Source organism: Streptococcus oralis, from assembly GCF_003944215.1.
Taxonomy (GTDB): domain Bacteria; phylum Bacillota; class Bacilli; order Lactobacillales; family Streptococcaceae; genus Streptococcus; species Streptococcus oralis_BI.
This window is the reverse complement of record NZ_RJVZ01000020.1, coordinates 1-23,534: the sequence shown is the minus strand read 5'-3', so window position 1 is coordinate 23,534 and position 23,534 is coordinate 1. Positions and strand designations below refer to the sequence as shown.

Here is a 23,534-nt window from a genome sequence, read left to right as displayed (position 1 = left end):
ATAATATACGGAAGTATCTCACGACGGTGTTCAATTTTTTGCTGAAGTCTGTTATCTCTTAATGTCCAATAAATACCGAAAATACTGACAATTGAACTAACTATACTTCCAAAATAACTTAGCCAATCCCCTTTTAGGGATGAAAATATTCCTATATCAAACCAGTCAATCAAAAAACATAATAAGCTAATTATAAAAAGAAAAATTAAAGAACAGACTATTATTAATTTTACTTTTTTTATCATTTTTTCTCACTTTACAATTAATTATATTCTATTTCTTTAGGGGACTTTTATCTCACTATTTTAAAAAATAACTTCCCCACTCTCTTCCAGCGTAAACTTGACATTATCCTCAATCCACTTACGGCGTGGTTCGACCTTATCTCCCATAAGGACATTGACACGGCGTTCGGCGCGTGCTAAGTCTTCGATCGTAACACGGATAAGAGTGCGGGTTTCTGGATTCATAGTTGTTTCCCAAAGTTGGTCCGCATTCATTTCACCAAGACCTTTGTAGCGTTGAAGGGTAGCCCCTTTACCGAACTGCTTACGTAGTTCTTCTAGCTCAACATCCGTCCAAGCATAGGCCACTTCTTCTTTCTTGCCTTTACCTTTAGACATCTTGTAAAGAGGCGGAAGGGCGATATAGACATGTCCTGCCTCAACTAGGGGACGCATGTAGCGATAAAAGAAGGTTAAGAGGAGGGTTTGAATGTGGGCACCATCGGTGTCCGCATCGGTCATGATAATGATCTTATCATAGTTAGCATCTTCAAGGGAAAAGTCTGCTCCTACACCAGCACCAATGGTATAAATCATGGTGTTGATTTCTTCATTTTTGAGGATATCAGCCATCTTGGCCTTGGCTGTATTGATGACCTTACCACGAAGAGGTAAGATAGCTTGGAACTTACGGTCACGGCCTTGCTTGGCAGAACCACCGGCAGAGTCCCCCTCGACTAGGTAGAGTTCATTCTTTGCAGGGTTTTTAGACTGGGCTGGGGTCAATTTTCCAGACAACAAGCCCTTGTCCTTCTTGTTTTTCTTACCATTTCGGCTCTCATCACGCGCCTTGCGAGCCGCCTCACGCGCATCACGCGCCTTGATAGCCTTACGAATGAGATTGGAAGCCAGTTCCCCATTTTCCATAAGGAAGAAAGTCAACTTATCAGCCACAATCCCATCCACAACTGGACGAGCCAGAGGGCTTCCTAGTTTATCCTTGGTCTGACCTTCAAACTGGAGGTGTTCTTCCGGAACTAGAATAGAAAGAACGGCTGCTAATCCTTCACGGTAATCTGACCCTTCAAGATTTTTATCTTTTTCCTTGAGGAGCCCTGTCTTACGAGCGTAGTCATTCATGACCTTGGTAATGGCTGACTTGAGTCCTGTCTCATGAGTTCCACCATCCTTGGTACGAACGTTATTGACAAATGATAGAATGTTATCTGAAAATCCATCATTGTACTGGAGGGCAACTTCCACTTGGAAACCATTGTCTTCGCCTTCAAAGTATAGGACTGGCGTCAAGGTTTCCTTGTCTTCATTGAGGTAAGAAACAAAGTCTTGTACCCCGTTCTCATAATGAAATTCGATTGCTTCATCTGTTCGCTTATCTGTCAAAGACAAGGTAACGTTTTTCAAAAGGAAGGCTGACTCATTGAGACGTTCTGAAATGGTATTGTACTTGAAATCAGTTGTAGAAAAGATCGTCGCGTCAGGCATGAAGGTAACCTTGGTACCTGTCTTAGACTTGGGTGCTGTACCAATTTTCTTCAAGGTTGTAACAGGTTTTCCGCCATTTTCAAAACGTTGCTTGTAGACTGTACCGTCACGAGTAATTTCAACTTCTAACCAGCTTGATAGGGCATTAACGACTGAGGACCCCACCCCGTGGAGACCACCAGATGTCTTATAACCACCTTGACCGAATTTTCCTCCAGCGTGGAGAATGGTAAAGATAACTTCAACAGTTGGAATTCCCATGGCGTGCATCCCAGTCGGCATCCCTCGACCATGGTCTTGAACGGTTAGACTGCCGTCTTTATTAATCGTCACATCAATGCGATCACCAAATCCAGACAAGGCTTCATCTACTGCATTGTCCACGATTTCCCAGACTAGATGATGGAGACCAGCACCGTCGGTCGATCCAATATACATCCCTGGACGTTTACGGACCGCATCCAACCCTTCTAGCACCTGAATGGCGTCATCATTGTAGTTATTAATATTGATTTCCTTTTTTGACACAAGGAACCTCCTATTTGTTCATCTTTTCTATTTTACAGGTTTTCTAGCGATTTTGCAAAGCTTTTCCCTTTCAGCTGTCACAATTTCACAGGATATTCTCTGACTTTCCACAGCATTTCATGGTATAATAGGTCTATGATGACATTTGTATTATTAATTCTAGCTTATTTGCTAGGTTCGATTCCGTCTGGTCTCTGGATTGGACAAGCTTTCTTTCAAACAAATCTCCGTGAACACGGTTCTGGAAATACAGGAACGACAAACACTTTCCGGATTTTGGGTAAGAAAGCAGGTATGGCAACCTTTGTGATTGACTTCTTTAAAGGGACCTTGGCCACTCTCCTTCCAATCCTTTTCCACCTTCAAGGTGTATCACCTCTTGTCTTTGGTCTTTTGGCCGTAATTGGACATACCTTTCCTATCTTTGCAGAATTTAAAGGTGGCAAGGCTGTCGCAACCAGTGCTGGAGTGATTTTCGGATTTGCGCCTGTTTTCTGTCTCTATCTAGCAATCGTATTCTTTGGAAGCCTCTATCTAGGTAGTATGATTTCACTGTCTAGCGTTACCGCTTCTATTGCAGCCGTTATCGGAGTTCTCCTATTTCCACTATTTGGATTTATCCTGAGTAGCTATGACCCTCTCTTCATTCTGATTATCCTAGCACTTGCTAGCTTGATTATCATTCGTCACAAGGATAATATCATACGTATAAAAAATAAAACTGAAAATCTTGTCCCTTGGGGATTGAACCTAACCCATCAAAATCCTAATAAATAAAACGCCAGTTTGAAACTGGCGTTTTTTTGTATGCTTATTTTGACTTGATGTAGTTGATACCATCTGCCTTAGGCGCAACTGCTTTTCCAAAGAAGGCTGCCAAGACAAGAATGGTCAAGACATAAGGGGCGATTTGAAGGTAAACCGCTGGAACTCCTTGTAGGAAAGGTAATTGAGAACCGATAACTGCCAAACTTTGTGAAAGTCCAAAGAAAAGACTAGAAAGCATAGCACCAATTGGGTTCCATTTACCAAAGATCATCGCAGCAAGGGCGATAAATCCAGGACCGATAATAGTTGTCACTGAGAAGTTAACTGAAATGGATTGAGCATAAATTGCTCCCCCAATTCCACCAAGGAAACCTGAAATAATAACCCCAAGATATCGCATCTTGTAGACATTGATCCCCAAGGTATCCGCTGCCTGAGGGTGTTCACCAACAGAGCGAAGGCGAAGACCAAAACGTGTCTTAAAGAGAATAAACCATGCAAGGAATGAGAAGGCAATCGCGATATAACCTAGCAAACTTGTTGACTTGAAGAAGATATCTCCAATCACAGGGATATCAGCCAAAACTGGGAAATCAAAACGTCCGAAAGTCTGGCTTAAGTTATCCGTTTGTCCTTTGTTATAAAGAACTTTAACCAAGAAAACTGCTAGGGCAGGAGCCATCAAGTTCAATACTGTACCACTGACAACATGGTCCGCACGGAAATGAACTGTAGCGACGGCATGGATGAGGGAGAAAATAGCTCCCACGATACCAGCAACTAACAAGGAAATCCAAGGAGTCGCTGCTCCAAATTGTTCTGCAAATTCAAGGTTAAAGACAACCCCAGAAAAGGCTCCCATAACCATAATTCCTTCAAGACCGACGTTAACGACACCACCACGTTCAGAGAAAACGCCCCCGATACTCGTAAAAATAAGTGGTGCTGAGTAAATCAGCATAGAAGAGACCAAGAGGGTGAGTAATGTTGTAATAGACATCCTTACTTACCTCCTTTAACTTGTTTTTTAGGTTTGACAAAGCGTTCGATAATGTAGTGAACGCTGACAAAGAAGATAATAGACGCTGTTACAATGCTGACAAGCTCAGACGGAACTTGCGCTGCGTTCATACCCGGTGCTCCTACTTGCAAAACTCCAAATAAGAAGGCTGCAAAGAGAATTCCAATTGGTGAATTTCCAGCAAGCAAACTAACTGCCATCCCGTTAAATCCGATAGCCAATGATGATCCCTGAACGTAAACGTTTTGGAAGGTTCCAAGACCTTCGACCGCTCCCCCAAGACCAGCCAGAGCACCAGAGATAATCATTGATAGGATGATTGTACGTTTTGCTGAAATACCAGCGTACTCTGAGGCATGGGGATTGAGACCAACTGCACGAATTTCAAAACCGAGAGTCGTTTTCTTTAGCAAGAACCAAATCACAGCTACAGCAATGATTGCAAAGAAGATTCCGATATTCATACGGGAATTTCCAGTCAACTCTGATAACCATGATGTCTGGTATGTGGCGTTGGCACTAACACGAATCGTTGAGTCTGTACTTTGCATAATATCTTTCGGAAAGGCATGAATAAAGGCATTTCCCACATACAATACAATGTAGTTCATCATGATGGTCACGATAACCTCTGACGTACCGAGATAAGCTCTGAGGATACCTGGGATAGCTCCGACAATCCCACCAGCAATAAGGGCAATAACAACTGTCGCAAGAATCATCAAAGGACGTGGCATATCAGGATTTGAAAGGGCAAACCACCCACTCATAACCCAACCTGCAAGAGCCTGTCCAGGAAGACCAACGTTAAAGAAGCCTGCACGACTTGCTACTGCAAAACCAAGACCAATCAAGACAAGAGGTCCCATGGCACGGAAAATCTCACCGATACCACGGAGACTACCGAAGGCTGTGTAGAACAACTCCTCATAACCCCAGATAGCATCGTAGCCGAAGATCCACATGACAATGGCTCCGAGTAAGATTCCTAAGAATACGGAAATCATGGGAACCGAAATTTGTTGTAATTTTTTAGACATCACTCTTCTCCTTTCCCAAGTTTCCACCAGCCATCAAGACACCAAGTTCTTGTTTGTTAGTCGTTTCTGGCGACACAATACCTTGAATCTTACCGTCATGGATAACAGCAATACGGTCTGAGACATTTAAAATCTCATCCAGTTCAAAGCTGACAACGAGAACAGCCTTGCCATTATCACGTTCCTCAATCAAGCGTTTGTGAATGTACTCAATGGCACCAACGTCCAAACCACGTGTCGGTTGGCTAACGATTAGGAGATCAGGATCTCGATCAATCTCACGAGCGATAATTGCTTTTTGCTGATTCCCCCCTGAAAGAGCTGCTGCTGGAACAAACTCGTTAGCAGCACGAACGTCAAATTCTTCCATCAGTTTCTTGGCATGAGAAGTGATATTTGCATAGTTCAAGATGCCATTTTTGCTGAGTGGTTCTTTGTAGTAGGTTTGAAGAGCGATATTTTCCGAAATCATCATATCCAAAATCAAACCATCGCGATGACGGTCTTCTGGAACATGGCCTACACTCATCTCGGTAATTTTTCGAGGGTGCAGACCTGCGATTGATTTGCCTTTTAATTCAATACTACCTGACTCAACCTTGCGAAGACCCGTGATGGCTTGAATGAGTTCTGACTGGCCATTTCCATCGATACCCGCAATACCGACAATTTCACCAGCACGAACATCCAAAGAAAGGTTCTTCACAGCTGGAACACCACGGTTTTCATTGACAACTAGGTCTTTGATAGACAAGACCACATCTTTTGGCTGGGCTGCTTGTTTGGCTGTCTTAAAGGATACCGAACGTCCCACCATCATTTCTGCTAAGTCTGCATTAGTGGCTCCTGCAATCTCAACGGTCTCGATTGATTTTCCACGACGGATAACCGTAACACGGTCAGACACTGCACGAATCTCATCCAGTTTATGGGTAATCAAAATGATGGACTTCCCTTCTTTGACAAGGTTTTTCATGATTGCCATCAACTCATCAATCTCCGAAGGAGTTAATACGGCTGTAGGTTCGTCAAAGATAAGGATATCAGCACCACGATAGAGTGTTTTCAAGATTTCTACACGTTGTTGGGCACCAACGGAAATATCCGCCACCTTAGCAGCAGGGTCAATCGCCAAGCCATAACGTTCTGAAAGAGTCTTGATTTCTCTAGTAGCTTCAGCTATATCTAGCATACCATTTTTAGTGATTTCACTCCCCAAAATGATATTCTCAGCTACTGTAAAAGCTTCGACCAACATAAAGTGTTGGTGAACCATTCCGATTCCCAAACTAGCAGCTTTAGACGGTGAGTCTAGTTTTACAACTTGACCATTCACCGCAATCTCACCACTAGTTGGTTCAAGAAGTCCTGCCAGCATATTCATCAGAGTGGATTTCCCTGCTCCATTTTCTCCTAAAAGTGCATGAATTTCACCTTTCCGTAGGTGCAAGTTGATTTTATCGTTGGCGACAAATTCACCAAACACCTTGGTAATCTCACGCATCTCAATGACATTTTCGTGTGCCATATGCTCTTCCTTTCAGAGGTTTATTTTATTTCAATAAAACCTGCTAATCACATTAACAAGCTCTATTGAGACAAAAATTGCCTCAATTCTTAAAGAAGCGACCGATGGCCGCTTCCTAAGAAATGACTTTTATCCATTATTTTTCAGGAACTTTTACGCTTCCGTCAAGGATTTTAGCTTTTGCTTCTTCAACAGCTTTTTTACCTTCTTCTGAAAGGTTTGTTACTGCCAAGTCAACCCCTTTATCTTTCAATGAGAAGACGATAACTTGTCCACCAGGGAATTCACCTTTTTCCGCTTTATTAGCGATATCTTTTACAGCTGTACCAACTTGTTTCAAAGTTGAAGCAAGAACAAAGTTTGATTCTTTACCATCTTTAGAAGTGTATTTACCTTCTTCTGCTTGGTCACGGTCTACACCGATAACCCAAACTTTTTCATTTTCAGGACGGCTTTCGTTAAGTGATTTAGCTTCAGAAAAGACACCTGCTCCTGTACCACCTGCTACTTGGTACACGACATCAGCACCTGCAGCATACTGAGCTGCAGCGATTGTTTTACCTTTAGCTGCGTCACCAAACGAACCAGCGTAGTCTACTTGAACCTTGATAGATGAGTCTACTGAAGCAACACCTGCTTTGAAACCAGCTTCAAAACGTGAGATAACTTCGGATTCCATACCACCTACAAAACCAACTTGTTTTGTTTTAGTTGTTTTTGCGGCAGCAACACCTGCAAGATAACCCGCTTCGTTATCTGCAAAAGTAGCACTTGCAACGTTCTTTTGATCTTTGATGACGTCATCGATCAAGACATAGTTCAAGTCTGTATGTTCTTTTGCTGCCTCTTCAACTGCATTTTTAAGGGCAAAACCAACACCAAAGATCAAGTTATAGCTTCCTGCCGCTTGTTGTAAGTGGTTCGCATAGTCTGCTTCACTTGTTGATTGGAAGTAAGTGTAACCGTTATCTTTAGAAAGGTTGTGCTCTTTCCCCCAAGCTTGCAAACCTTCCCAAGCTGATTGGTTGAATGATTTATCATCAACACCACCAGTATCAGTGACGATTGCTGCTTTTGTCTTCACATCTGATGAAGATGAAGCTGCGTTACGAGAAGAGCGGTTACCACATGCAGCAAGTCCAACTGCTGCTACTGCAACTAGACCTAGGCCTAGCCATTGTTTCTTGTTCATTACTGAACCTCCTAAATAAGATGTGCAACGATGTTGCAAGTATGGATTGTTTGGTCACACAGACCACAGCCACTGCAAGAGTGGCCCAGACTAATTTAAGTCTGTAAATGAGTATGGAAGTAACTCCCCGACCGTCATCTCGACCGTCGATTTATCTTTAGCGACTAAGGTCACTTTTAGATCTTGTTCAAAAAATTCAACCATGACCTGGCGACAAGCACCACATGGCGAGATGGGTTTTTCAGTTTGACCGTAGACAACCAATTCTGAAAATTCCCGTTGACCTTCAGAGACTGCTTTGAAAATAGCTGTCCGCTCTCCACAGTTGGTCAAAGGATAACTAGCATTCTCGATATTCACACCCGTATAAATGCTACCATCCTTGGCAACTAAGACAGCTCCGATAGGAAAGTGAGAATAGGGCACATAGGCTTTCTTGCTGGCTTCAATTGCTAGTTCGATCAACTCAGTAGTCGCCATCAGCCAGTTCTCCTTTTAAAATGGCTACACCGGCAGAAGTTCCAATACGAGTAGCGCCTGCTTCCACAAAGGCAAGAGCATCTGCATATGAACGAGCTCCACCTGCAGCCTTAACACCCATATCTGGTCCCACTGTCTGACGCATCAATTTAACATCTGACAAAGTCGCTCCACCAGTTGAGAAGCCAGTAGATGTTTTAACAAAGTCTGCTCCCGCCTTTTGGGACAACTGGCAGGCCACAACCTTTTCTTCATCTGTCAATAAGCAAGCTTCAATAATAACTTTTACTAACTTGTCGCCACTTGCTTCTACAACCGCACGGATGTCTGACTCAACTAAATCAAGATTGCCCGATTTGAGAGCTCCAACATTGATAACCATATCAATCTCATCTGCACCATTTTGGACAGCTTCCTTGGTCTCAAAAGCTTTTACAGCTGAAGTTGTTGCTCCCAACGGGAAACCAACTACTGTACAAACTTTCACATCTGAACCTTCAAGCCCCGCCTTTGAATGAGCAACCCAAGTCGGATTAACACAGACACTGGCGAAATCATACTCTCTCGCCTCAGATAGCAAACGATCAATTTGTTCTTGACTTGCATCTTGCTTTAAAAGCGTATGATCAATATATTTATTTAACTTCATATTCGGATTCTCCCTGATTTTATGAGATAATTTCTATAATTTCTCGTAAACTTTGCACTCCATCATTCATTTTAACATATTTTTGAAATTCTGTAACTAGTTGAGGAGAAATTTTTCCATTTGTATATACTTTTGCGACAATTTCCCCCTTCTGGACAGGTTCACCAACTTTTTTATCAAAAACGATTCCAGTTTCATAGTCTAAATGATCAGACTTGACTGCACGACCAGCTCCCAATCTCATGGCATATAGACCAAATTCCATAGCTGGAAGAGCTGAAATGACACCGGTCTCTTGAGCTGGGATTTCCACCACATGCGCAACATTTACTGGACGATAGAGATCTTCTAAATCACCGCCTTGTGCTGCTACCATTTCTTCAAACTTAGCCAGCGCTTGGCCGTTTTCAAGGTGTTGACGCACTTCTTCTACAGTCTTCTCAACATCTGCTAAACTAAGCATGATCTGAGCAAGTTCACAGATAAAGAGACTGATATCTTCTCGACCTTTTCCTTGAAGAATTTCGATTGCTTCTAGGATTTCAAGACGATTGCCGATAGCTCGTCCCAAGGGTTGGCTCATATCTGTAATGACTGCAACTGTTTTTCGACCAACTGCCTTACCGAGATCAACCATGGTTTGAGCCAATTCGCGCGCCTCCTCAACAGTCTTCATAAAGGCACCCTCACCAACTGTCACATCTAGCAAAATGGCATCTGCCCCAGCAGCGATTTTCTTACTCATGACAGAACTAGCAATCAAAGGAATGGTGTCGACAGTCGCTGTCACATCACGAAGAGCATAGAGAAGTTTGTCTGCTTTAACCAACTGATCAGACTGACCAATGACAGATACACCAATATCTTGCACCTGGCGAATGAAATCCTCTTGACTGCGCTCAACTTGATAGCCCTTGATCGCTTCTAACTTATCTAAAGTTCCGCCAGTGTGTCCTAGTCCACGACCACTCATTTTTGCAACTGGCACACCAAAACTGGCTACTAAAGGAGCTAGAATCAAGGTCACCTTATCACCAACACCACCTGTCGAGTGTTTATCTACTTTGATACCCTCTATAGCTGACAAATCAAACTCTTGACCGGTCTTAACCATATTCATCGTCAAGTCCGAAATCTCACGTGTGGTCATTCCTTTGAAATAAACAGCCATAGCAAAGGCAGACATTTGGTAATCTGGAACAGTTCCAGCTACATAGCCTTCTACCAACCACTTGATTTCATTTGCAGTCAGTTCTTGACCATCTCGTTTCTTTTGGATTAAATCAACTGCTCTCATTCTTTCACACTTCTAAGGATATAATATCCCTTATCTTTCTTTACGATTTCACAATTTTCAAACACGTCTTCCATCTTATTTCTAGCACTTGGAGCTCCTTGCTTTTTCTGAATGACGATGGTTAAATCTCCTCCGTCTTTCAAGAAATCACTGCTCTTTTCGATAATCTCATGAACAACCTGCTTGCCCGCTCGAATAGGCGGATTGGAAATAACATGGTCAAATTTCCCTTCAACTTGGTCATAGATATTGGATTGAAAAATCGTTGCTTCTACTTTATTTCGTTCAGCATTTTGTCGCGCTAAGTCCAAGGCGCGATTATTGATATCGACCATGGTTGCCTGAACTCCATAAGCCTTGACCAAAGAAAGTCCTAGGGGACCATACCCACAGCCGACATCAAGGACCGTTTCTCCTTTATTAACCTCTAGACACTTCAATAAAAGCTGACTCCCAAAGTCAACCATTTTCTTGCTAAAAACACCCGCATCCGTCAAAAAGGTCATTTTTTGTCCCAACAACTCCACTCTCAACTCATGAATGTCGTGAGCAGCGTCAGGATTTTCTGCATAATACATTTTACTCATAAAACTATTTTACCATAATTTGGCTTGAATTGTAAATCGTTTACAAAGTGATGATAAAATGAAAAAGACTGAAGAATCCTAGTCAAAAAACCTTTTCTTCAATCTCTTTCAATTATTAGAAATACATTACAATCGATCGGGAACTACAAATTATCATAGTCAGGAAAAAACAGATCGTCTGTAATCAGGCGCATTTTTATTACTATTGCTTAACCTTAAAATACTTTATTATCAACAGGATTCCCAATATGATGTTTAGATAAAAACCCAACTGATAAGTTTGTATCAAAATTTCCAAACTTGTCCAAAGTCGTATCAAATCTTCTAGCGACATACGGAATAGATATCCTTCTGTAGCAATCCACAAAACCAAAAATAGATAACTACCAGCAGCAAGCCATTTCGTCCACTGCTTTTTTACTAACCAAGCAATCAAGAGTGAACAGATAAAGATAACTGTTACAAGAAGATGATCCATTAAGAAGGTAAAACCGTAATAAGTTTCTACAAAGCGTCTACCATTATCCGCATTCGCTCCCCTTATAAAAGGTAGTGCAAAACTTAAAATAAAACAGAGTTCCAATATGTAACATCTCAAGATTTTCATTGTATGCCTCCTATAAGTTGCGAACTAAAAAAGCCCACTTTTAATAACTGATAAGTCTTCAGAAACAATTCCCTATCTCATCATTAAATTATTCAACCTCCATCTACCTCTATTATACGATATTGACTTACTACCATCAAGAAACCGCTTTATTTTTTTAGCTTTTTATGGTATGATAAACAAAATATCTAGGGGAAAACAAATGACCAACGAATTTTTACATTTTGAAAAAATCAGTCGCCAGACTTGGCAATCATTGCATCGCAAAACAACTCCTCCCTTGACGGAAGAAGAACTGGACTCCATCAAGAGTTTCAATGACCAGATTAGTCTGCAGGACGTAACGGACGTCTATCTTCCCCTTGTCCATCTTATCCATATTTACAAGCGCACTAAGGATGATTTGGCATTTTCAAAAGGAATTTTCCTCCAACGTGAAAGCAAATCCCAACCTTTTATCATTGGGGTTTCTGGAAGTGTTGCTGTGGGGAAATCGACCACTAGTCGCTTGCTTCAGATTCTTTTATCACGCACTCTCCCAGATGCTACTGTAGAATTGGTGACAACTGACGGTTTTCTCTATCCCAATCAAACCTTGATTGACCAAGATATTTTAAATCGCAAAGGTTTTCCTGAAAGTTATGATATGGAAGCCTTGTTGAATTTTCTTGACTGCCTAAAGAATGGGCAAGATGTCGATATTCCTGTCTATTCTCATGAAGTGTATGACATCGTTCCTAGGGAAAAGCAACGTGTCAAAGCTGCTGACTTTGTCATTGTCGAGGGAATTAATGTCTTTCAAAACCCTCAAAATGAGCGCCTTTACATCACTGATTTCTTTGATTTCTCCATCTACGTTGATGCAGCAGTCGAAGACATTGAAAGCTGGTATCTGGATCGTTTCTTGAAACTGCTCAGCTTTGCCCAGAATGATCCTAACAGCTACTACCACCGCTTTACGCAAATGCCGATTGGAGAGGTCGAAGCCTTCGCTCATCAGATCTGGACCAGCATTAATCTAATAAATTTACAAAACTATATCGAACCGACAAGGAATCGTGCCGAGGTTATTCTCCACAAGACTAAAAACCACGAAATCGATGAAATTTACCTAAAAAAATAATTTTCCCTTGTCAAAACCTAAGTTTTCATATATAATGGTATAGTTAGTAAATATGGAGGTAAGAACATTGGCAAACATTAAATCAGCTATCAAACGCGCTGAATTGAACGTTAAACAAAACGAAAAAAACTCAGCTCAAAAATCAGCTATGCGTACTGCTATCAAAGCTTTCGAAGCAAACCCTTCTGAAGAACTTTTCCGTGCTGCTAGCTCAGCTATCGACAAAGCAGAAACTAAAGGTTTGATTCATAAAAACAAAGCAAGCCGCGATAAAGCTCGTCTCTCAGCTAAACTTGCTAAATAAGAAACAGTCCATAGAGGCTGTTTTTTTATCCTCTAATAAGAAAAGGTAGAAAATGAAAATCGCAATCATCGGATATTCTGGAGCTGGTAAGTCAACTCTTGCAGAAAAGTTATCTAGCCACTACTCCATCCCTAAACTGCATATGGATACTCTCCAATTTCAACCTGGTTGGCAAGACAGTGACCGCGAATGGATGTTGACCGAGATGAAAAACTTTCTCACAAAGCATGAATCTTGGGTAGTCGATGGCAACTACTCTTGGTGCTATTACGAAGAAAGAATGCAGGAAGCTGACCAAATCATCTTTCTCAACTTTTCCCCATGGACTTGCTTACTGAGGGCCTTTAAACGGTATCTCACATACCGAGGCAAGGTCAGAGAAAGCATGGCTGCAGGTTGCCCCGAGCGCTTTGACTGGGAGTTTATCAGATGGATTCTCTGGGATGGGCGGACAAAACCTGCTAAAGAACGTTATCAACGGGTTCAAGAAACCTATCCAGAGAAAGTAATTGTCCTCAGTTCGCAAAAGGAGATAGATTACTTTTTAGAAAATATCGCAAACAACAAGAAAAACCAACGTGTATAACGTTGGTTTTTTGCTTTTACCCAATCACACTTCCGTTTGGTACGGATGGGTCAACTGTGAGAAGGGTTAATTTGCCATCATATTCAGCTGAGAGGAGCATTCCTTGGCTGACATATTTTTTCATCATCTTACGTGGCTTAAGGTTGGCAACGATTTGTACCTTCTTGCCGACCAATTCTTGTTCATTTGGATAGTACTTAGCGATTCCTGAGAGGATTTGACGGTCTTCGCCATCACCAGCATCCAGACGGAATTGAAGCAACTTGTCAGAACCTTCCACTTTAGAAACTTCTTTGACTTCAGCAACACGGATTTCAACCTTGTCAAAGTCTTCAAACTTGATTTCATCCTTGTTGAGCTGGAGTTCGACTTCGTCTGGATTCCATTCTTTTTCGACTGCTGGTTTGTTGCCTTCCATTTGTTCTTTGATATAGGCGATTTCTTCTTCCATATCCAGACGTGGGAAGATAGGTGTTCCTTTGGCAACTACAGTCACACCTGCCGGGAAGTCTGCCAAGCTCAAGTTTTCAAGACTAGAAACTTCTGCTAGACCAAGCTGAGTCAAGACTGCCTGACTTGTTCCCATCATAAATGGTTCAATCAAGTGAGCTACAACACGAAGGCTGGCTGCCAAGTGGCTCATGACACTTGCCAATTGGTCGCGAAGAGCTTCATCCTTGGCCAAGACCCATGGAGCTGTCTCGTCAATGTATTTATTGGTACGAGAGATAAGAGTCCAGACTGCTTCAAGAGCACGTGGGTAGTCAACTGCATCCATGTGTGTATGGTAATCAGCGATTGATTCAGTAGCTACTTGAGCAAGAGCATTGTCAAATTCAGTCACACCTTCTACATAGGCTGGAATTTGCCCATCAAAGTATTTATTAATCATGGAAACCGTACGGTTGAGGAGGTTTCCAAGGTCATTGGCCAATTCATAGTTGATACGGCCGACGTAGTCCTCAGGAGTGAAGGTTCCATCTGAACCAACCGGAAGGCTACGCATGAGGTAGTAACGAAGTGGATCCAGTCCATAACGCTCTACCAACATTTCAGGGTAAACAACGTTTCCTTTAGACTTAGACATCTTGCCGTCTTTCATGACAAACCAACCGTGAGCAATCAAGCGGTCTGGCAATTTGATATCCAACATCATAAGAAGGATTGGCCAGTAGATAGAATGGAAACGAAGAATGTCTTTTCCAACCATGTGGAAAACTGTTCCATTCCAGAACTTGTCAAAGTTTCCATGCTCATCTTGACCGTAACCAAGAGCTGTCGCATAGTTAAGGAGAGCGTCAATCCAAACATAGACAACGTGTTTTGGATTTGATGGGACTGGTACTCCCCATGTAAAGGTTGTACGAGAAACTGCCAAATCTTCCAAACCTGGCTCAATGAAGTTACGTAACATTTCGTTGAGACGACCATCTGGAGTGATGAAATCAGGGTGCGATTTGAAAAATTCAACCAAACGGTCTTGATATTTGCTGAGGCGAAGGAAGTAAGACTCTTCAGAAACCCACTCCACTTCGTGACCTGATGGAGCGATACCTCCAGTTACATTTCCAGCTTCGTCACGGAAAACTTCTGCAAGCTGGCTTTCTGTAAAGAATTCCTCATCTGAGACTGAATACCAACCAGAATATTCACCTAGGTAAATATCATCTTGAACAAGCAAGCGTTCAAAGACTTGAGCCACTACTTTTTCATGGTAATCATCAGTCGTACGGATGAATTTATCGTATGAGATATCTAGTAATTGCCAGAGTTCTTTGACTCCAACCGCCATCCCGTCAACATAAGCTTGTGGTGTAATACCAGCTTCTTCTGCTTTCTGTTGGATCTTTTGACCATGCTCGTCAAGACCTGTCAGATAAAAGACATCGTAGCCCATGAGGCGTTTGTAACGTGCTAGGACATCACAGGCGATAGTTGTGTAAGCAGAACCGATATGAAGTTTACCAGATGGATAGTAAATAGGCGTTGTAATATAAAAATTCTTTTCAGACATAATTTTTCCTTTCCAGGCAAATGAAACCTGTTTTTCTAACACTTCATTATATCATATTTTCGTTGATTTTCGATAGGGAAATCCATACAAAAACAAGATAGACGACTGTCTACCTTGTTCATTCTGTTGTGTTGCTTATTCATAACGAAGAGCCTCGATTGGATCAAGCTTAGAAGCTTTATTGGCTGGTAAGACCCCAAAGATCATACCAACGCTGGCCGAAACAGCCAAGCTAAAGAGAGCAATCGGTAGCGAGACACCAATTTCTATTCCTTCCATCATATTTTTTAACAAAGCGCCTGCTAGCGTGGTCAAACCCGCCGCACTTACTAGGCCGATGACTCCACCTAGCAAGGTCAAGATCATGGACTCAATCAAAAACTGTACCAAGATATTAGCCCGTGTAGCTCCCAATGCTTTACGAAGACCAATCTCACGAGTACGCTCCGTTACAGAAACCAGCATGATATTCATAACTCCAGTCCCTCCCACAAAGAGAGAGATTCCTGCGATAGCACTAATAATAGCGGTCATAAAACCAAAGATTTGCTGAACCTCTGCAAAAGCGGCAGTTTCGTCTACAACCTGATATTCTCCCTGCTGTACTCCTGCAATTTCTGTCATCTTGCGTGCGAGTTCTGGCCCCAAAGTCGGAGTTAGACTCGTATCATTCACACGAAAGACAATATTAGAAATTTCCTCTACATTAAAATTAGCTGCTACAGAAGCATTGGTTGTAATCGGTAAGCCACCTACACCAAACATCTTAGCACTTTTAACAGCAGGACTAGAGTAAACACCAATCACGCGATAGCTATATCCATTGGCTGAAATAATTTGATTGAGTGCTGCCTGAGGTGAGTCAAAAAGACTTTTAGCGAGTTCTTCATCTAGCAAAATCACACTTGCAAAATCTCGGTAATCTTGTTCTCTCAGATCCCTACCTGCAATAATTTTATTTTCTACAGCAGACATATAAGTCATATTTCCACCTGTCAGAGTTGCTCTCTCTACCTTTTTATCCTTATAGGTCAAAGTAACATTTGTACTATTAGTCACATAATAGCCATCTACACCTTTTAGTTTGGCAGTTTCCTTAACCCACGATTCCTGTGTTTTAGGTGGTTCTACGTGAACATCTTCTTCTTTACCAGATAGTGTCAGTGCAGATTGCTTTTGTGTAAAGGAACCGTCCTTACTTTTAATTGGTGAGAAAAATACCTGAATATTTTTCTGAGATTTGGTCATATTTTTATTGACCTGACGAGACATAGAGTCCCCTAAAGCCATGATGACAACTACTGAAGAGACTCCGATGATAATACCAATCATGGTCAAAAAGGAGCGCATCTTGTGTGCCATAATAGATGAAAAGGCAAATTTCAGATTTTGCATCTTAGTTCTCCTTTCCTTCCAAACGAGCGCTATCAGACGAAATAACTCCATCACGGATTACAATCTGGCGTTTTGCATAGGCTGCAATTTCGGGCTCGTGCGTTACCATAATAATAGTCTTGCCTTCTTCATTTAACTCAACCAAGAGTTCCATGATTTGACTTCCTGTTTTCGTATCCAAGGCACCTGTCGGTTCATCAGCTAGGATGATCGAGGGATCATTAACAAGAGCACGCGCAATGGCCACCCGTTGTTTTTGACCGCCAGACAACTCCGAAGGAAGGTGATGAATACGATCGGTCAACTCTACTTTACTTAGATATTCCTCTGCCAACTTGCGACGTTGGGCAGCTGGAACTCCTGCATAAATCAAGGGCAACTCAACATTTTGAACAGCATCCATCTTTGACAGAAGAAAGAACTGTTGAAAGACAAAACCAATTTGTTGGTTACGTACCTGTGCCAACTGCTTTTCACCTAGACGGGCCACTTCTTGACCTTCTAGATAATATTCGCCGCTAGTTGGGGTGTCCAGCATTCCGATGGTATTCATCAGAGTAGATTTACCCGAACCAGATGGTCCCATAATGGCAACAAATTCCCCTTCGCTAATCTCCAAATTAATATTTTTCAAGACCTGCAGTTCCTGTTCACCATTTCGATAGCTCCGGCAGATGTTTTTTAGACTAATTAGTTGTTTCATCAGCCTTCACCTCTTTTCCTTCTTCCAAGGAAGTCGTTGGATTACTGATGACTTTGGTTCCGTCTGTCAAACCAGACGTGATCTCTTGGTTTTCTGCGTCAGCATTTCCTAGGCTAACTTCGATTTTCTTAGCCTTATTTTCTTCGTCAACCACCCAAACATAGTTTTTCCCGTCTTCAGTAATGACACTGGTTAAGGGTACGAGGATTGATTTCTTGTCACTTTTAACCTCAACACTAACGGTGAAACCTGGTCTTAAATCACCAATCTCACTCGTCACTTCAATCGTATAGGGATATTTAGAACCAGTGTTCCCCCCAGTTATAGCATTCGTTCCTTCTCCACTATTTTTAGGGTAAGCTGAAATATAGCTGATCTTCCCTGTCCAAGTTTTATCTTGGTAAACTTTAGAAGAGAAGGTCACTTCTTGGTCAACAGAAAGATTGGCAAGATTGTACTCAGAAAGTTCTCCCTTGACTTGTAGATTGTCGTTACTTACTACATGAACCATCACTTGATTTGCAGCACTTGTGGACTTCGATACATTGCGATTAACTTCTACAACTGTACCTTCTAGCGTACTCAGAACCTTTGTTGCGTCCAATTGAGCCTGCGCCTTTTTAAGTTGTGCCTCTGCATCAGCACGACTATCACGAGCATCACTAATCTGAGAATCTATGGAAGAGACTGAAGATCCCTGCGCTCCATCATCATATTCTTCCGAATCAGCTAGAGTGTTGTTTCGTGATTCCTTCAAGTCATTGATACGACGATCAGCCTTGGCTATGGCACGGTTAGCTGCATCATAAGCAGATTGCGCTTCTGTACTGTTGTATTTTACGAGCGCTTGTCCCTTGTCAACCTTATCTCCAACAGAAACCAAGATCTCATCTACCTCACCCTTACTTGCATCCAAATAAACATATTGTTCATTTTTTGCGGTGACAGTACCAGATAAAAGAACAGAGGAGGCAACTGTTCCTTCCTTTGCGACTACGAGATGCGATGTGTCATCCTTACCGGCAGCCTGAGAGGGCTGTCTAAATAGCAAAATACCCGCTGCACCGATTATAATAATACTTGCAGCACCAATAGCTGTGTATAGTTGCCATTTTTTAGTTTTCTTATTCCCCTTCATCACAAAACTCCTATTTTATTTTCAATACAAAGACTATTATAGCAAATTTACCTACTCTAAACAATGATTGTTCAGAGAGAAAAGAGAACAATTCAGGAAACATGCCTTGTTTCCATTATTTATGCGAAATTGTACTAGTAACATCATACACCTTATTTCTATATTTAGCAAGTGATTTCTGCTATTTCTTTAGGGCGTAGCAGATTTTTGCATTCAAAAAATAAAAACGATAGAATATGACTATCAAATCTATAAGGAGTTTTCTATGAGAGAATATGATATCATCGCCATCGGTGGAGGGAGCGGCGGCATTGCCACTATGAACCGAGCTGGTGAACACGGAGCTAAGGCTGCTGTTATCGAAGAGAAAAAATTAGGTGGAACTTGTGTCAACGTTGGCTGTGTTCCTAAGAAAATCATGTGGTATGGAGCCCAAATCGCTGAAAGCCTCCACCACTACGGCCCTGACTATGGGGTTACGAGTTCAGATGTTCAATTTGATTTTGCTAAACTTCGTCAAAACCGTGAAGCCTACATCGACCGTGCTCGCTCATCTTATGATGGAAGTTTCAAGCGTAACGGCGTTGATTTGATTGAGGGTCGTGCTCATTTTGTTGATGCCCACACCGTCAGCGTTAATGGTGAATTGATTCGTGCAAAGCATATCGTGATTGCGACTGGCGCTCGTCCAAGCATCCCAACTATTCCTGGAGCTGAACTTGGTGGTAGTTCAGACGATGTCTTTGCTTGGGAGCAACTTCCTGAATCCGTTGCGATTCTTGGAGCTGGCTATATCGCCGTTGAATTAGCAGGTGTCCTCCACGCGCTAGGAGTAAAAACGGATTTGTTTGTCCGTCGTGATCGTCCCTTGCGCACTTTTGACAGCTACATCGTGGAAGGTCTCGTCAACGAAATGGAAAAAACAGGCCTGCCTTTGCACACACACAAGGTACCCGTCAAGCTTGAAGAAACTAAGCAAGGTATTACGATTCATTTTGAAGACGGTTCTAGTCACACTGCGAACCAAGTTATCTGGGCTATCGGCCGCCGTCCAAATGTAGACGGATTGGAGTTAGAAAAGGCTGGAGTTACACTCAACCAACGTGGATTTATCCAGGTGGATGAGTATCAAAATACTGTTGTAGATGGTATCTATGCCCTTGGAGACGTTACTGGTGAGAAGGAACTAACCCCAGTAGCCATCAAGGCAGGACGTACCTTATCTGAACGCCTCTTCAACGGGAAAACAAATGCCAAGATGGACTACACAGCTATCCCTACTGTAGTCTTCTCCCACCCAGCAATCGGAACCGTGGGGTTGACCGAAGAAGAAGCTATCAAAGAATACGGTCAAGATCACATCAAAGTCTACAAGTCAAGCTTTGCATCTATGTACTCAGCCGTTACAAATCATCGTCAAGAATCTCGCTTCAAACTCATCACCGCCGGTGCTGACGAAAAAGTTGTTGGCCTTCACGGACTAGGTTACGGGGTGGATGAGATGATTCAAGGATTTGCTGTTGCCATCAAGATGGGAGCAACCAAGGCAGACTTTGATGCTACAGTAGCTATCCACCCAACCGCTTCAGAAGAATTTGTGACCATGCGCTAATTGTTGAAAGAGACTTTAAAGAGTCTCTTTTTACTTGCAAAATCGGCTGCCACAAAATTGTTACCTTAATTTAAAAAACAGGTTGACTTTTCTTCCTAAATTAGTATAATAGTTACTATAATTTTGAAAAGAGGTTAACAGTTTTGAAAAAAGCTCATATCTATGCTATCCCTGCTATCGGTGCTGCTCTCATCGCCGTATTGGCTCAAATCAGTCTCCCTATCGGTCCTGTCCCCTTCACTCTACAAAACTTTGCGATCGGTCTGATTGCAACTGTTTTTAGACCAAGGGAAGCCGTCCTATCTGTTGCTCTCTATCTCCTGCTGGGTGCCATTGGTCTACCTGTCTTTGCAGGGGGAGGAGCTGGATTTCACGTTTTAGTTGGTCCAAGCGCAGGCTATCTCTGGTTCGACCTTGTCTATGCAGGACTTACATCTTATCTCATCCATCAAAATAGTGGCCATATCCGCATTTTCCTAGCCAACCTCTTGGGCGATTCCCTCGTCTTTGTCGGAGGTATTCTCAGCCTCCACTTCCTTGCTGGTATGCCATTCGATAAGGCACTAACAGTTGGTGTCCTTCCTTTTATCCTCCCTGATCTTGGTAAGATCATTGCGATTAGTTTCATTGGTCGTCTACTATTACAACGACTTAGGGGACAAGCATACTTCTCAATTTAACCCAAAAAGGATACTGAGTCAAAAACTCAATATCCTTTTATTAGTTTCCTTTAAAGGCATCTACCATTACCTGAAATTCCTCGTTTGTAAGGGTGATTCCTTTGCCCATCTTGGTATGATCAGGGCTCCAAGTTCGAATATCAAACTTTGCTGGTGCGCCATTAAAGCTGACTCGATTTAGTTCTTTTGTCCATCCTTTTTCATTTTCAGACAAGGTCAGTAAGTGTTCTTCGATTTCAAATGTAAATTCTGCCATTTTTAACTCCTTTTTGTGATATGCTTTCTCTAGTCTATTCGTAAAAATCTTGTAGTTTTTAGGAAAATTTTATATAATGTGGATATATAAGAAGGGAGACGCCTATGACGTACACATTCAAGCAAGTCTTAGATAAGATACAAGACTTTCTCAGTGGACATAATGAACAAGATTATTCTGAAAACGACTCCCTTATTAGCACAATTGAACAGGCCATCCAGAAAAAAACGGCTGTTCATGTCATACTAGCTGAAACAAGCTTCACTGGTGATATTGTCAAATATGATACCAGCCGTCAGCAGATTATTGTCAAAAATTTCACTAGAAATGTGACACGTATCATTCGGATTGGTGACATCAAGAGAATCCGTTTTGTCCCTTCCACAGTAGAAAAAGCACAGAAAAGTCTATTTAAGAAAGAGTGAGATGTTCATTGCATCCCACTCTTTTTCTTAACGGATTTGTTCAAAATGAAGGTGAACTGCGATGTGGTCACCGTAACCACTTCTCTCCAAATCACGTTGCAAGCGATAAGAGATATAGTGCTCTGCAATGGTGATGTAACCTGCTCCTAGCAAACGATTTTCAACCATTGACTGAATCATGCTGATAGTTGCACGTTCTACTTTTGCTTCTTCTAAGTCCAAGACTACTTTTTTAGCGACTTGAGCTAGGTTTTGACGTAGGTCATCAGTCAAAACATAAACTGTCTGCGCTGCTTTTAGGACAGCTTGGTAAATTTTATCTGGATCAAAGTCGGCAACTTCTCCGTTACGTTTGATTACTTGCATAAGGTTCTCCTTTATTCTTTGTTTTCTTTGATTTCAGCCAGCATTTTTTCTTCTTCTGCTGTCAGTTGGTAGTTTTCTAGCAAGTCAGGTCTGCGCTCGTAGGTTTTCTTTAAGCTCTCATAAAGCCGCCACTGGCGAATCTTCTCATGATGGCCACTCATGAGTACATCTGGTACTACCATGCCTCGATAGTCATAAGGACGTGTGTATTGAGGATATTCGAGCAATCCCGAAGAAAAACTATCGTCTTGGTGACTAGATTCCTTGCCAATCACTTCAGGAATCAAGCGAACCGTAGCATCAATCATGGTCATAGCTGCCAATTCCCCACCAGTCAGGACATAATCTCCTAGGGAAATCTCATCCGTTACCAAGGTCTTGATGCGCTCGTCATACCCTTCATAGTGACCGCAGATAAAGATCAGTTCCTCTTCTTTGGCCAAATCCTCAGCGTACGCTTGATCGAACTGTTTCCCAGCAGGATCGAGAAGAATGACGCGGGGATTTTTCTTTTCAATGGCATCAAAGGCATCGAAAATAGGTTGGGCACGGAGCAACATCCCCTGACCACCTCCGTAGGGCTCATCGTCAACATGACGGGCCTTTTCAGCGTATTCTCTGAAATTATGATACTGGATATCCAAGAGCCCTTTTTCTCGAGCCTTTCCAACAATCGAGTGCTCTAGAGGAGAAAACATCTCAGGAAAGAGGGTTAAAATATCAATCTTCATCATCTAGTCCTTCTAAGATTTCCACCTCGACCCGCTTGTTTGGAATATCAACATTGAGAACCACTGGCGGAATGTAAGGCAAGAGTAGGTCGCGTTTTCCTTTTCTCTTGACCACCCAGACATCATTGGCACCTGGTTGTAGAATCTCCTTGATAGTTCCAACCAGGTTGTCTCCCTCGTAAACTTCCAAACCAATAATCTCGTGATAGTAGAATTCTCCATCGTCTAAGTCATTCAGGTCTTCCTCAGAGACCTTGAGACTGTAACCCTTGTACTTTTCAATCGCATTGATATGATACATGTCTTTGAATTTGATAATGTCAAAATTCTTATGCTTACGGTGGTTAGCGATGGTCACTGTTTGAACAAACTGATCTTTTTCATCAAATAAAGCCAGTTCTGCCCCTTTTTTAAAACGTTCTTCAGCAAAATCCGTCACAGACAAGACTCGCATCTCACCCTGCAGACCCTGCGTATTGACGATTTTCCCAACATTAAAGTAGTTCATCTTGTCTCCTGTATCTATTTCTATCCTTTATTTTATCACGTTCTAGGGATTTTCACAAGTTGGAGAAAATCAGCTATAATCCCAAAATTGCTAGTAGTTTCCTCTTTAATGTTAATTTATATTTGAAAGAAGAGATATTTATATTCCCGTTATACATATTACTATAAAATGTATACTCCCCAATTTGACCTTGACTTGTCTTCCATTTCATTCTTAAACTAGGTATAGTCTCAGGTAAATTTGTATGAATTAATAGGCATGTATAATTT

26 protein-coding genes are annotated in these 23,534 nt (G+C 41.9%); 7 read left to right on the top strand and 19 right to left on the bottom strand.

Annotated features, from left to right (window positions below; translation table 11 throughout):
* Both D8804_RS10145 and parE read right to left on the bottom strand, forming a co-directional pair.
* A partial coding sequence (locus tag D8804_RS10145) for a hypothetical protein (RefSeq protein ID WP_221763056.1) occupies positions 1-245 on the bottom strand: 245 nt, incomplete at its 3' end.
* A 60-nt stretch (positions 246-305) separates the two neighbouring features.
* A complete protein-coding gene (gene parE, locus D8804_RS09275; protein WP_125399588.1) occupies positions 306-2,255 on the bottom strand; it encodes a DNA topoisomerase IV subunit B in 1,950 nt (649 codons plus the stop codon).
* 135 nt (positions 2,256-2,390) lie between these two features.
* Here parE and plsY point away from each other — a divergent pair, with 135 nt between their 5' ends.
* On the top strand, positions 2,391-3,032 hold the full coding sequence (plsY, locus tag D8804_RS09270; RefSeq protein WP_125399587.1) for a glycerol-3-phosphate 1-O-acyltransferase PlsY: 642 nt from the start codon (positions 2,391-2,393) through the stop codon (positions 3,030-3,032).
* Between the two features lie 34 nt (positions 3,033-3,066).
* Here plsY and D8804_RS09265 read toward each other — a convergent pair whose 3' ends face one another.
* The 9 genes from D8804_RS09265 to D8804_RS09225 all read right to left on the bottom strand — a co-directional run bounded on the left by D8804_RS09265 (position 3,067) and on the right by D8804_RS09225 (position 11,424).
* Entirely contained in the window at positions 3,067-4,023 is a 957-nt protein-coding gene (locus tag D8804_RS09265; RefSeq protein WP_084859807.1) for an ABC transporter permease, read from the bottom strand.
* Between the two features lie 2 nt (positions 4,024-4,025).
* Positions 4,026-5,084, bottom strand: coding sequence for an ABC transporter permease (locus D8804_RS09260; RefSeq protein WP_125399586.1), 1,059 nt, complete (start codon positions 5,082-5,084; stop codon positions 4,026-4,028).
* Positions 5,077-6,612: an ABC transporter ATP-binding protein gene (locus tag D8804_RS09255; RefSeq protein WP_125399585.1), complete on the bottom strand. Its 1,536-nt coding sequence runs from the start codon at positions 6,610-6,612 to the stop codon at positions 5,077-5,079. The genes D8804_RS09260 and D8804_RS09255 overlap by 8 nt, the downstream gene beginning before the upstream one ends.
* Before the next feature lie 136 nt (positions 6,613-6,748).
* Positions 6,749-7,804 (bottom strand): BMP family lipoprotein, encoded by a 1,056-nt coding sequence (locus D8804_RS09250; RefSeq protein WP_125399584.1) that lies wholly within the window; start codon positions 7,802-7,804, stop codon positions 6,749-6,751.
* Between the two features lie 90 nt (positions 7,805-7,894).
* Positions 7,895-8,284 (bottom strand): cytidine deaminase, encoded by a 390-nt coding sequence (locus tag D8804_RS09245; protein WP_125399583.1) that lies wholly within the window; start codon positions 8,282-8,284, stop codon positions 7,895-7,897.
* Positions 8,271-8,933, bottom strand: coding sequence for a deoxyribose-phosphate aldolase (deoC, locus tag D8804_RS09240; RefSeq protein ID WP_125399582.1), 663 nt, complete (start codon positions 8,931-8,933; stop codon positions 8,271-8,273). Before deoC ends, D8804_RS09245 begins: the two co-directional genes overlap by 14 nt.
* A gap of 19 nt (positions 8,934-8,952) precedes the next feature.
* Complete coding sequence (locus D8804_RS09235; protein ID WP_125399581.1) at positions 8,953-10,230, bottom strand: pyrimidine-nucleoside phosphorylase; 1,278 nt, start codon at positions 10,228-10,230, stop codon at positions 8,953-8,955.
* A complete protein-coding gene (locus D8804_RS09230) occupies positions 10,227-10,817 on the bottom strand; it encodes a class I SAM-dependent methyltransferase (RefSeq protein WP_125399580.1) in 591 nt (196 codons plus the stop codon). The genes D8804_RS09235 and D8804_RS09230 overlap by 4 nt, the downstream gene beginning before the upstream one ends.
* A gap of 202 nt (positions 10,818-11,019) precedes the next feature.
* Positions 11,020-11,424, bottom strand: a complete 405-nt coding sequence (locus D8804_RS09225) for a hypothetical protein (RefSeq protein ID WP_125399579.1) — start codon at positions 11,422-11,424, stop codon at positions 11,020-11,022.
* A gap of 202 nt (positions 11,425-11,626) precedes the next feature.
* Here D8804_RS09225 and coaA point away from each other — a divergent pair, with 202 nt between their 5' ends.
* From coaA to D8804_RS09210, 3 genes are all read left to right on the top strand, one after another.
* On the top strand, positions 11,627-12,547 hold the full coding sequence (gene coaA / locus D8804_RS09220) for a type I pantothenate kinase (RefSeq protein ID WP_125394323.1): 921 nt from the start codon (positions 11,627-11,629) through the stop codon (positions 12,545-12,547).
* Positions 12,548-12,614: 67 nt separating this feature from the next.
* A complete protein-coding gene (rpsT, locus tag D8804_RS09215; protein WP_001274000.1) occupies positions 12,615-12,851 on the top strand; it encodes a 30S ribosomal protein S20 in 237 nt (78 codons plus the stop codon).
* Between the two features lie 52 nt (positions 12,852-12,903).
* Positions 12,904-13,437, top strand: coding sequence for a DNA topology modulation protein (locus D8804_RS09210; protein ID WP_125399578.1), 534 nt, complete (start codon positions 12,904-12,906; stop codon positions 13,435-13,437).
* 16 nt (positions 13,438-13,453) lie between these two features.
* On the opposite strand, the gene metG is transcribed toward D8804_RS09210, so the two are convergent.
* The 4 genes from metG to D8804_RS09190 form a co-directional block, all read right to left on the bottom strand.
* Positions 13,454-15,451 (bottom strand): methionine--tRNA ligase, encoded by a 1,998-nt coding sequence (metG, locus tag D8804_RS09205; RefSeq protein ID WP_125399577.1) that lies wholly within the window; start codon positions 15,449-15,451, stop codon positions 13,454-13,456.
* A gap of 135 nt (positions 15,452-15,586) precedes the next feature.
* Positions 15,587-16,846, bottom strand: coding sequence for an ABC transporter permease (locus D8804_RS09200; protein ID WP_125399576.1), 1,260 nt, complete (start codon positions 16,844-16,846; stop codon positions 15,587-15,589).
* Position 16,847: 1 nt separating this feature from the next.
* The gene (locus D8804_RS09195) at positions 16,848-17,549 is read right to left on the bottom strand and encodes an ABC transporter ATP-binding protein (RefSeq protein WP_000811478.1); all 702 of its coding nucleotides are present in this window, start codon (positions 17,547-17,549) and stop codon (positions 16,848-16,850) included.
* Positions 17,533-18,687 carry an efflux RND transporter periplasmic adaptor subunit gene (locus D8804_RS09190; protein ID WP_125399575.1) on the bottom strand — a complete coding sequence of 385 codons (1,155 nt, stop codon included), beginning with the start codon at positions 18,685-18,687 and terminating at the stop codon, positions 17,533-17,535. Before D8804_RS09190 ends, D8804_RS09195 begins: the two co-directional genes overlap by 17 nt.
* Positions 18,688-18,952: 265 nt before the next feature.
* Here D8804_RS09190 and gor point away from each other — a divergent pair, with 265 nt between their 5' ends.
* Together gor and D8804_RS09180 are read left to right on the top strand one after the other, a co-directional pair.
* Entirely contained in the window at positions 18,953-20,299 is a 1,347-nt protein-coding gene (gor, locus tag D8804_RS09185) for a glutathione-disulfide reductase (RefSeq protein ID WP_125399574.1), read from the top strand.
* Between the two features lie 143 nt (positions 20,300-20,442).
* Entirely contained in the window at positions 20,443-20,979 is a 537-nt protein-coding gene (locus D8804_RS09180; RefSeq protein WP_093585640.1) for a biotin transporter BioY, read from the top strand.
* Positions 20,980-21,019: 40 nt separating this feature from the next.
* Here the strand turns inward: D8804_RS09180 and D8804_RS09175 are convergent, their stop codons facing one another.
* Complete coding sequence (locus D8804_RS09175) at positions 21,020-21,235, bottom strand: YdbC family protein (protein ID WP_000807435.1); 216 nt, start codon at positions 21,233-21,235, stop codon at positions 21,020-21,022.
* A 104-nt stretch (positions 21,236-21,339) separates the two neighbouring features.
* On the opposite strand from D8804_RS09175, the gene D8804_RS09170 reads away from it, so the two are divergent.
* The gene (locus D8804_RS09170; RefSeq protein ID WP_125399573.1) at positions 21,340-21,660 is read left to right on the top strand and encodes a hypothetical protein; all 321 of its coding nucleotides are present in this window, start codon (positions 21,340-21,342) and stop codon (positions 21,658-21,660) included.
* 27 nt (positions 21,661-21,687) lie between these two features.
* Here the strand turns inward: D8804_RS09170 and D8804_RS09165 are convergent, their stop codons facing one another.
* From D8804_RS09165 to rimM, 3 genes are read right to left on the bottom strand one after another with little or no spacing between them, the layout of a single operon-like run.
* Complete coding sequence (locus D8804_RS09165) at positions 21,688-22,026, bottom strand: ATP cone domain-containing protein (RefSeq protein ID WP_125399572.1); 339 nt, start codon at positions 22,024-22,026, stop codon at positions 21,688-21,690.
* A gap of 11 nt (positions 22,027-22,037) precedes the next feature.
* Positions 22,038-22,757 carry a tRNA (guanosine(37)-N1)-methyltransferase TrmD gene (trmD, locus tag D8804_RS09160; protein WP_033585994.1) on the bottom strand — a complete coding sequence of 240 codons (720 nt, stop codon included), beginning with the start codon at positions 22,755-22,757 and terminating at the stop codon, positions 22,038-22,040.
* Positions 22,747-23,265, bottom strand: a complete 519-nt coding sequence (rimM, locus tag D8804_RS09155) for a ribosome maturation factor RimM (RefSeq protein WP_125399571.1) — start codon at positions 23,263-23,265, stop codon at positions 22,747-22,749. Before rimM ends, trmD begins: the two co-directional genes overlap by 11 nt.
* Positions 23,266-23,534: the final 269 nt, after the last annotated feature.

Coding starts and splice junctions, on each gene's coding strand:
- plsY (WP_125399587.1), top strand. CDS start 2,391: ATGATGACATTTGTATTATTAATTCTAGCTTATTTGCTAGGTTCGATT.
- D8804_RS09265 (WP_084859807.1), bottom strand. CDS start 4,023: ATGTCTATTACAACATTACTCACCCTCTTGGTCTCTTCTATGCTGATT.
- D8804_RS09260 (WP_125399586.1), bottom strand. CDS start 5,084: ATGTCTAAAAAATTACAACAAATTTCGGTTCCCATGATTTCCGTATTC.
- D8804_RS09255 (WP_125399585.1), bottom strand. CDS start 6,612: ATGGCACACGAAAATGTCATTGAGATGCGTGAGATTACCAAGGTGTTT.
- D8804_RS09250 (WP_125399584.1), bottom strand. CDS start 7,804: ATGAACAAGAAACAATGGCTAGGCCTAGGTCTAGTTGCAGTAGCAGCA.
- D8804_RS09245 (WP_125399583.1), bottom strand. CDS start 8,284: ATGGCGACTACTGAGTTGATCGAACTAGCAATTGAAGCCAGCAAGAAA.
- deoC (WP_125399582.1), bottom strand. CDS start 8,933: ATGAAGTTAAATAAATATATTGATCATACGCTTTTAAAGCAAGATGCA.
- D8804_RS09235 (WP_125399581.1), bottom strand. CDS start 10,230: ATGAGAGCAGTTGATTTAATCCAAAAGAAACGAGATGGTCAAGAACTG.
- D8804_RS09230 (WP_125399580.1), bottom strand. CDS start 10,817: ATGAGTAAAATGTATTATGCAGAAAATCCTGACGCTGCTCACGACATT.
- D8804_RS09225 (WP_125399579.1), bottom strand. CDS start 11,424: ATGAAAATCTTGAGATGTTACATATTGGAACTCTGTTTTATTTTAAGT.
- coaA (WP_125394323.1), top strand. CDS start 11,627: ATGACCAACGAATTTTTACATTTTGAAAAAATCAGTCGCCAGACTTGG.
- D8804_RS09210 (WP_125399578.1), top strand. CDS start 12,904: ATGAAAATCGCAATCATCGGATATTCTGGAGCTGGTAAGTCAACTCTT.
- metG (WP_125399577.1), bottom strand. CDS start 15,451: ATGTCTGAAAAGAATTTTTATATTACAACGCCTATTTACTATCCATCT.
- D8804_RS09200 (WP_125399576.1), bottom strand. CDS start 16,846: ATGCAAAATCTGAAATTTGCCTTTTCATCTATTATGGCACACAAGATG.
- D8804_RS09195 (WP_000811478.1), bottom strand. CDS start 17,549: ATGAAACAACTAATTAGTCTAAAAAACATCTGCCGGAGCTATCGAAAT.
- D8804_RS09190 (WP_125399575.1), bottom strand. CDS start 18,687: ATGAAGGGGAATAAGAAAACTAAAAAATGGCAACTATACACAGCTATT.
- gor (WP_125399574.1), top strand. CDS start 18,953: ATGAGAGAATATGATATCATCGCCATCGGTGGAGGGAGCGGCGGCATT.
- D8804_RS09175 (WP_000807435.1), bottom strand. CDS start 21,235: ATGGCAGAATTTACATTTGAAATCGAAGAACACTTACTGACCTTGTCT.
- D8804_RS09170 (WP_125399573.1), top strand. CDS start 21,340: ATGACGTACACATTCAAGCAAGTCTTAGATAAGATACAAGACTTTCTC.
- D8804_RS09165 (WP_125399572.1), bottom strand. CDS start 22,026: ATGCAAGTAATCAAACGTAACGGAGAAGTTGCCGACTTTGATCCAGAT.
- trmD (WP_033585994.1), bottom strand. CDS start 22,757: ATGAAGATTGATATTTTAACCCTCTTTCCTGAGATGTTTTCTCCTCTA.
- rimM (WP_125399571.1), bottom strand. CDS start 23,265: ATGAACTACTTTAATGTTGGGAAAATCGTCAATACGCAGGGTCTGCAG.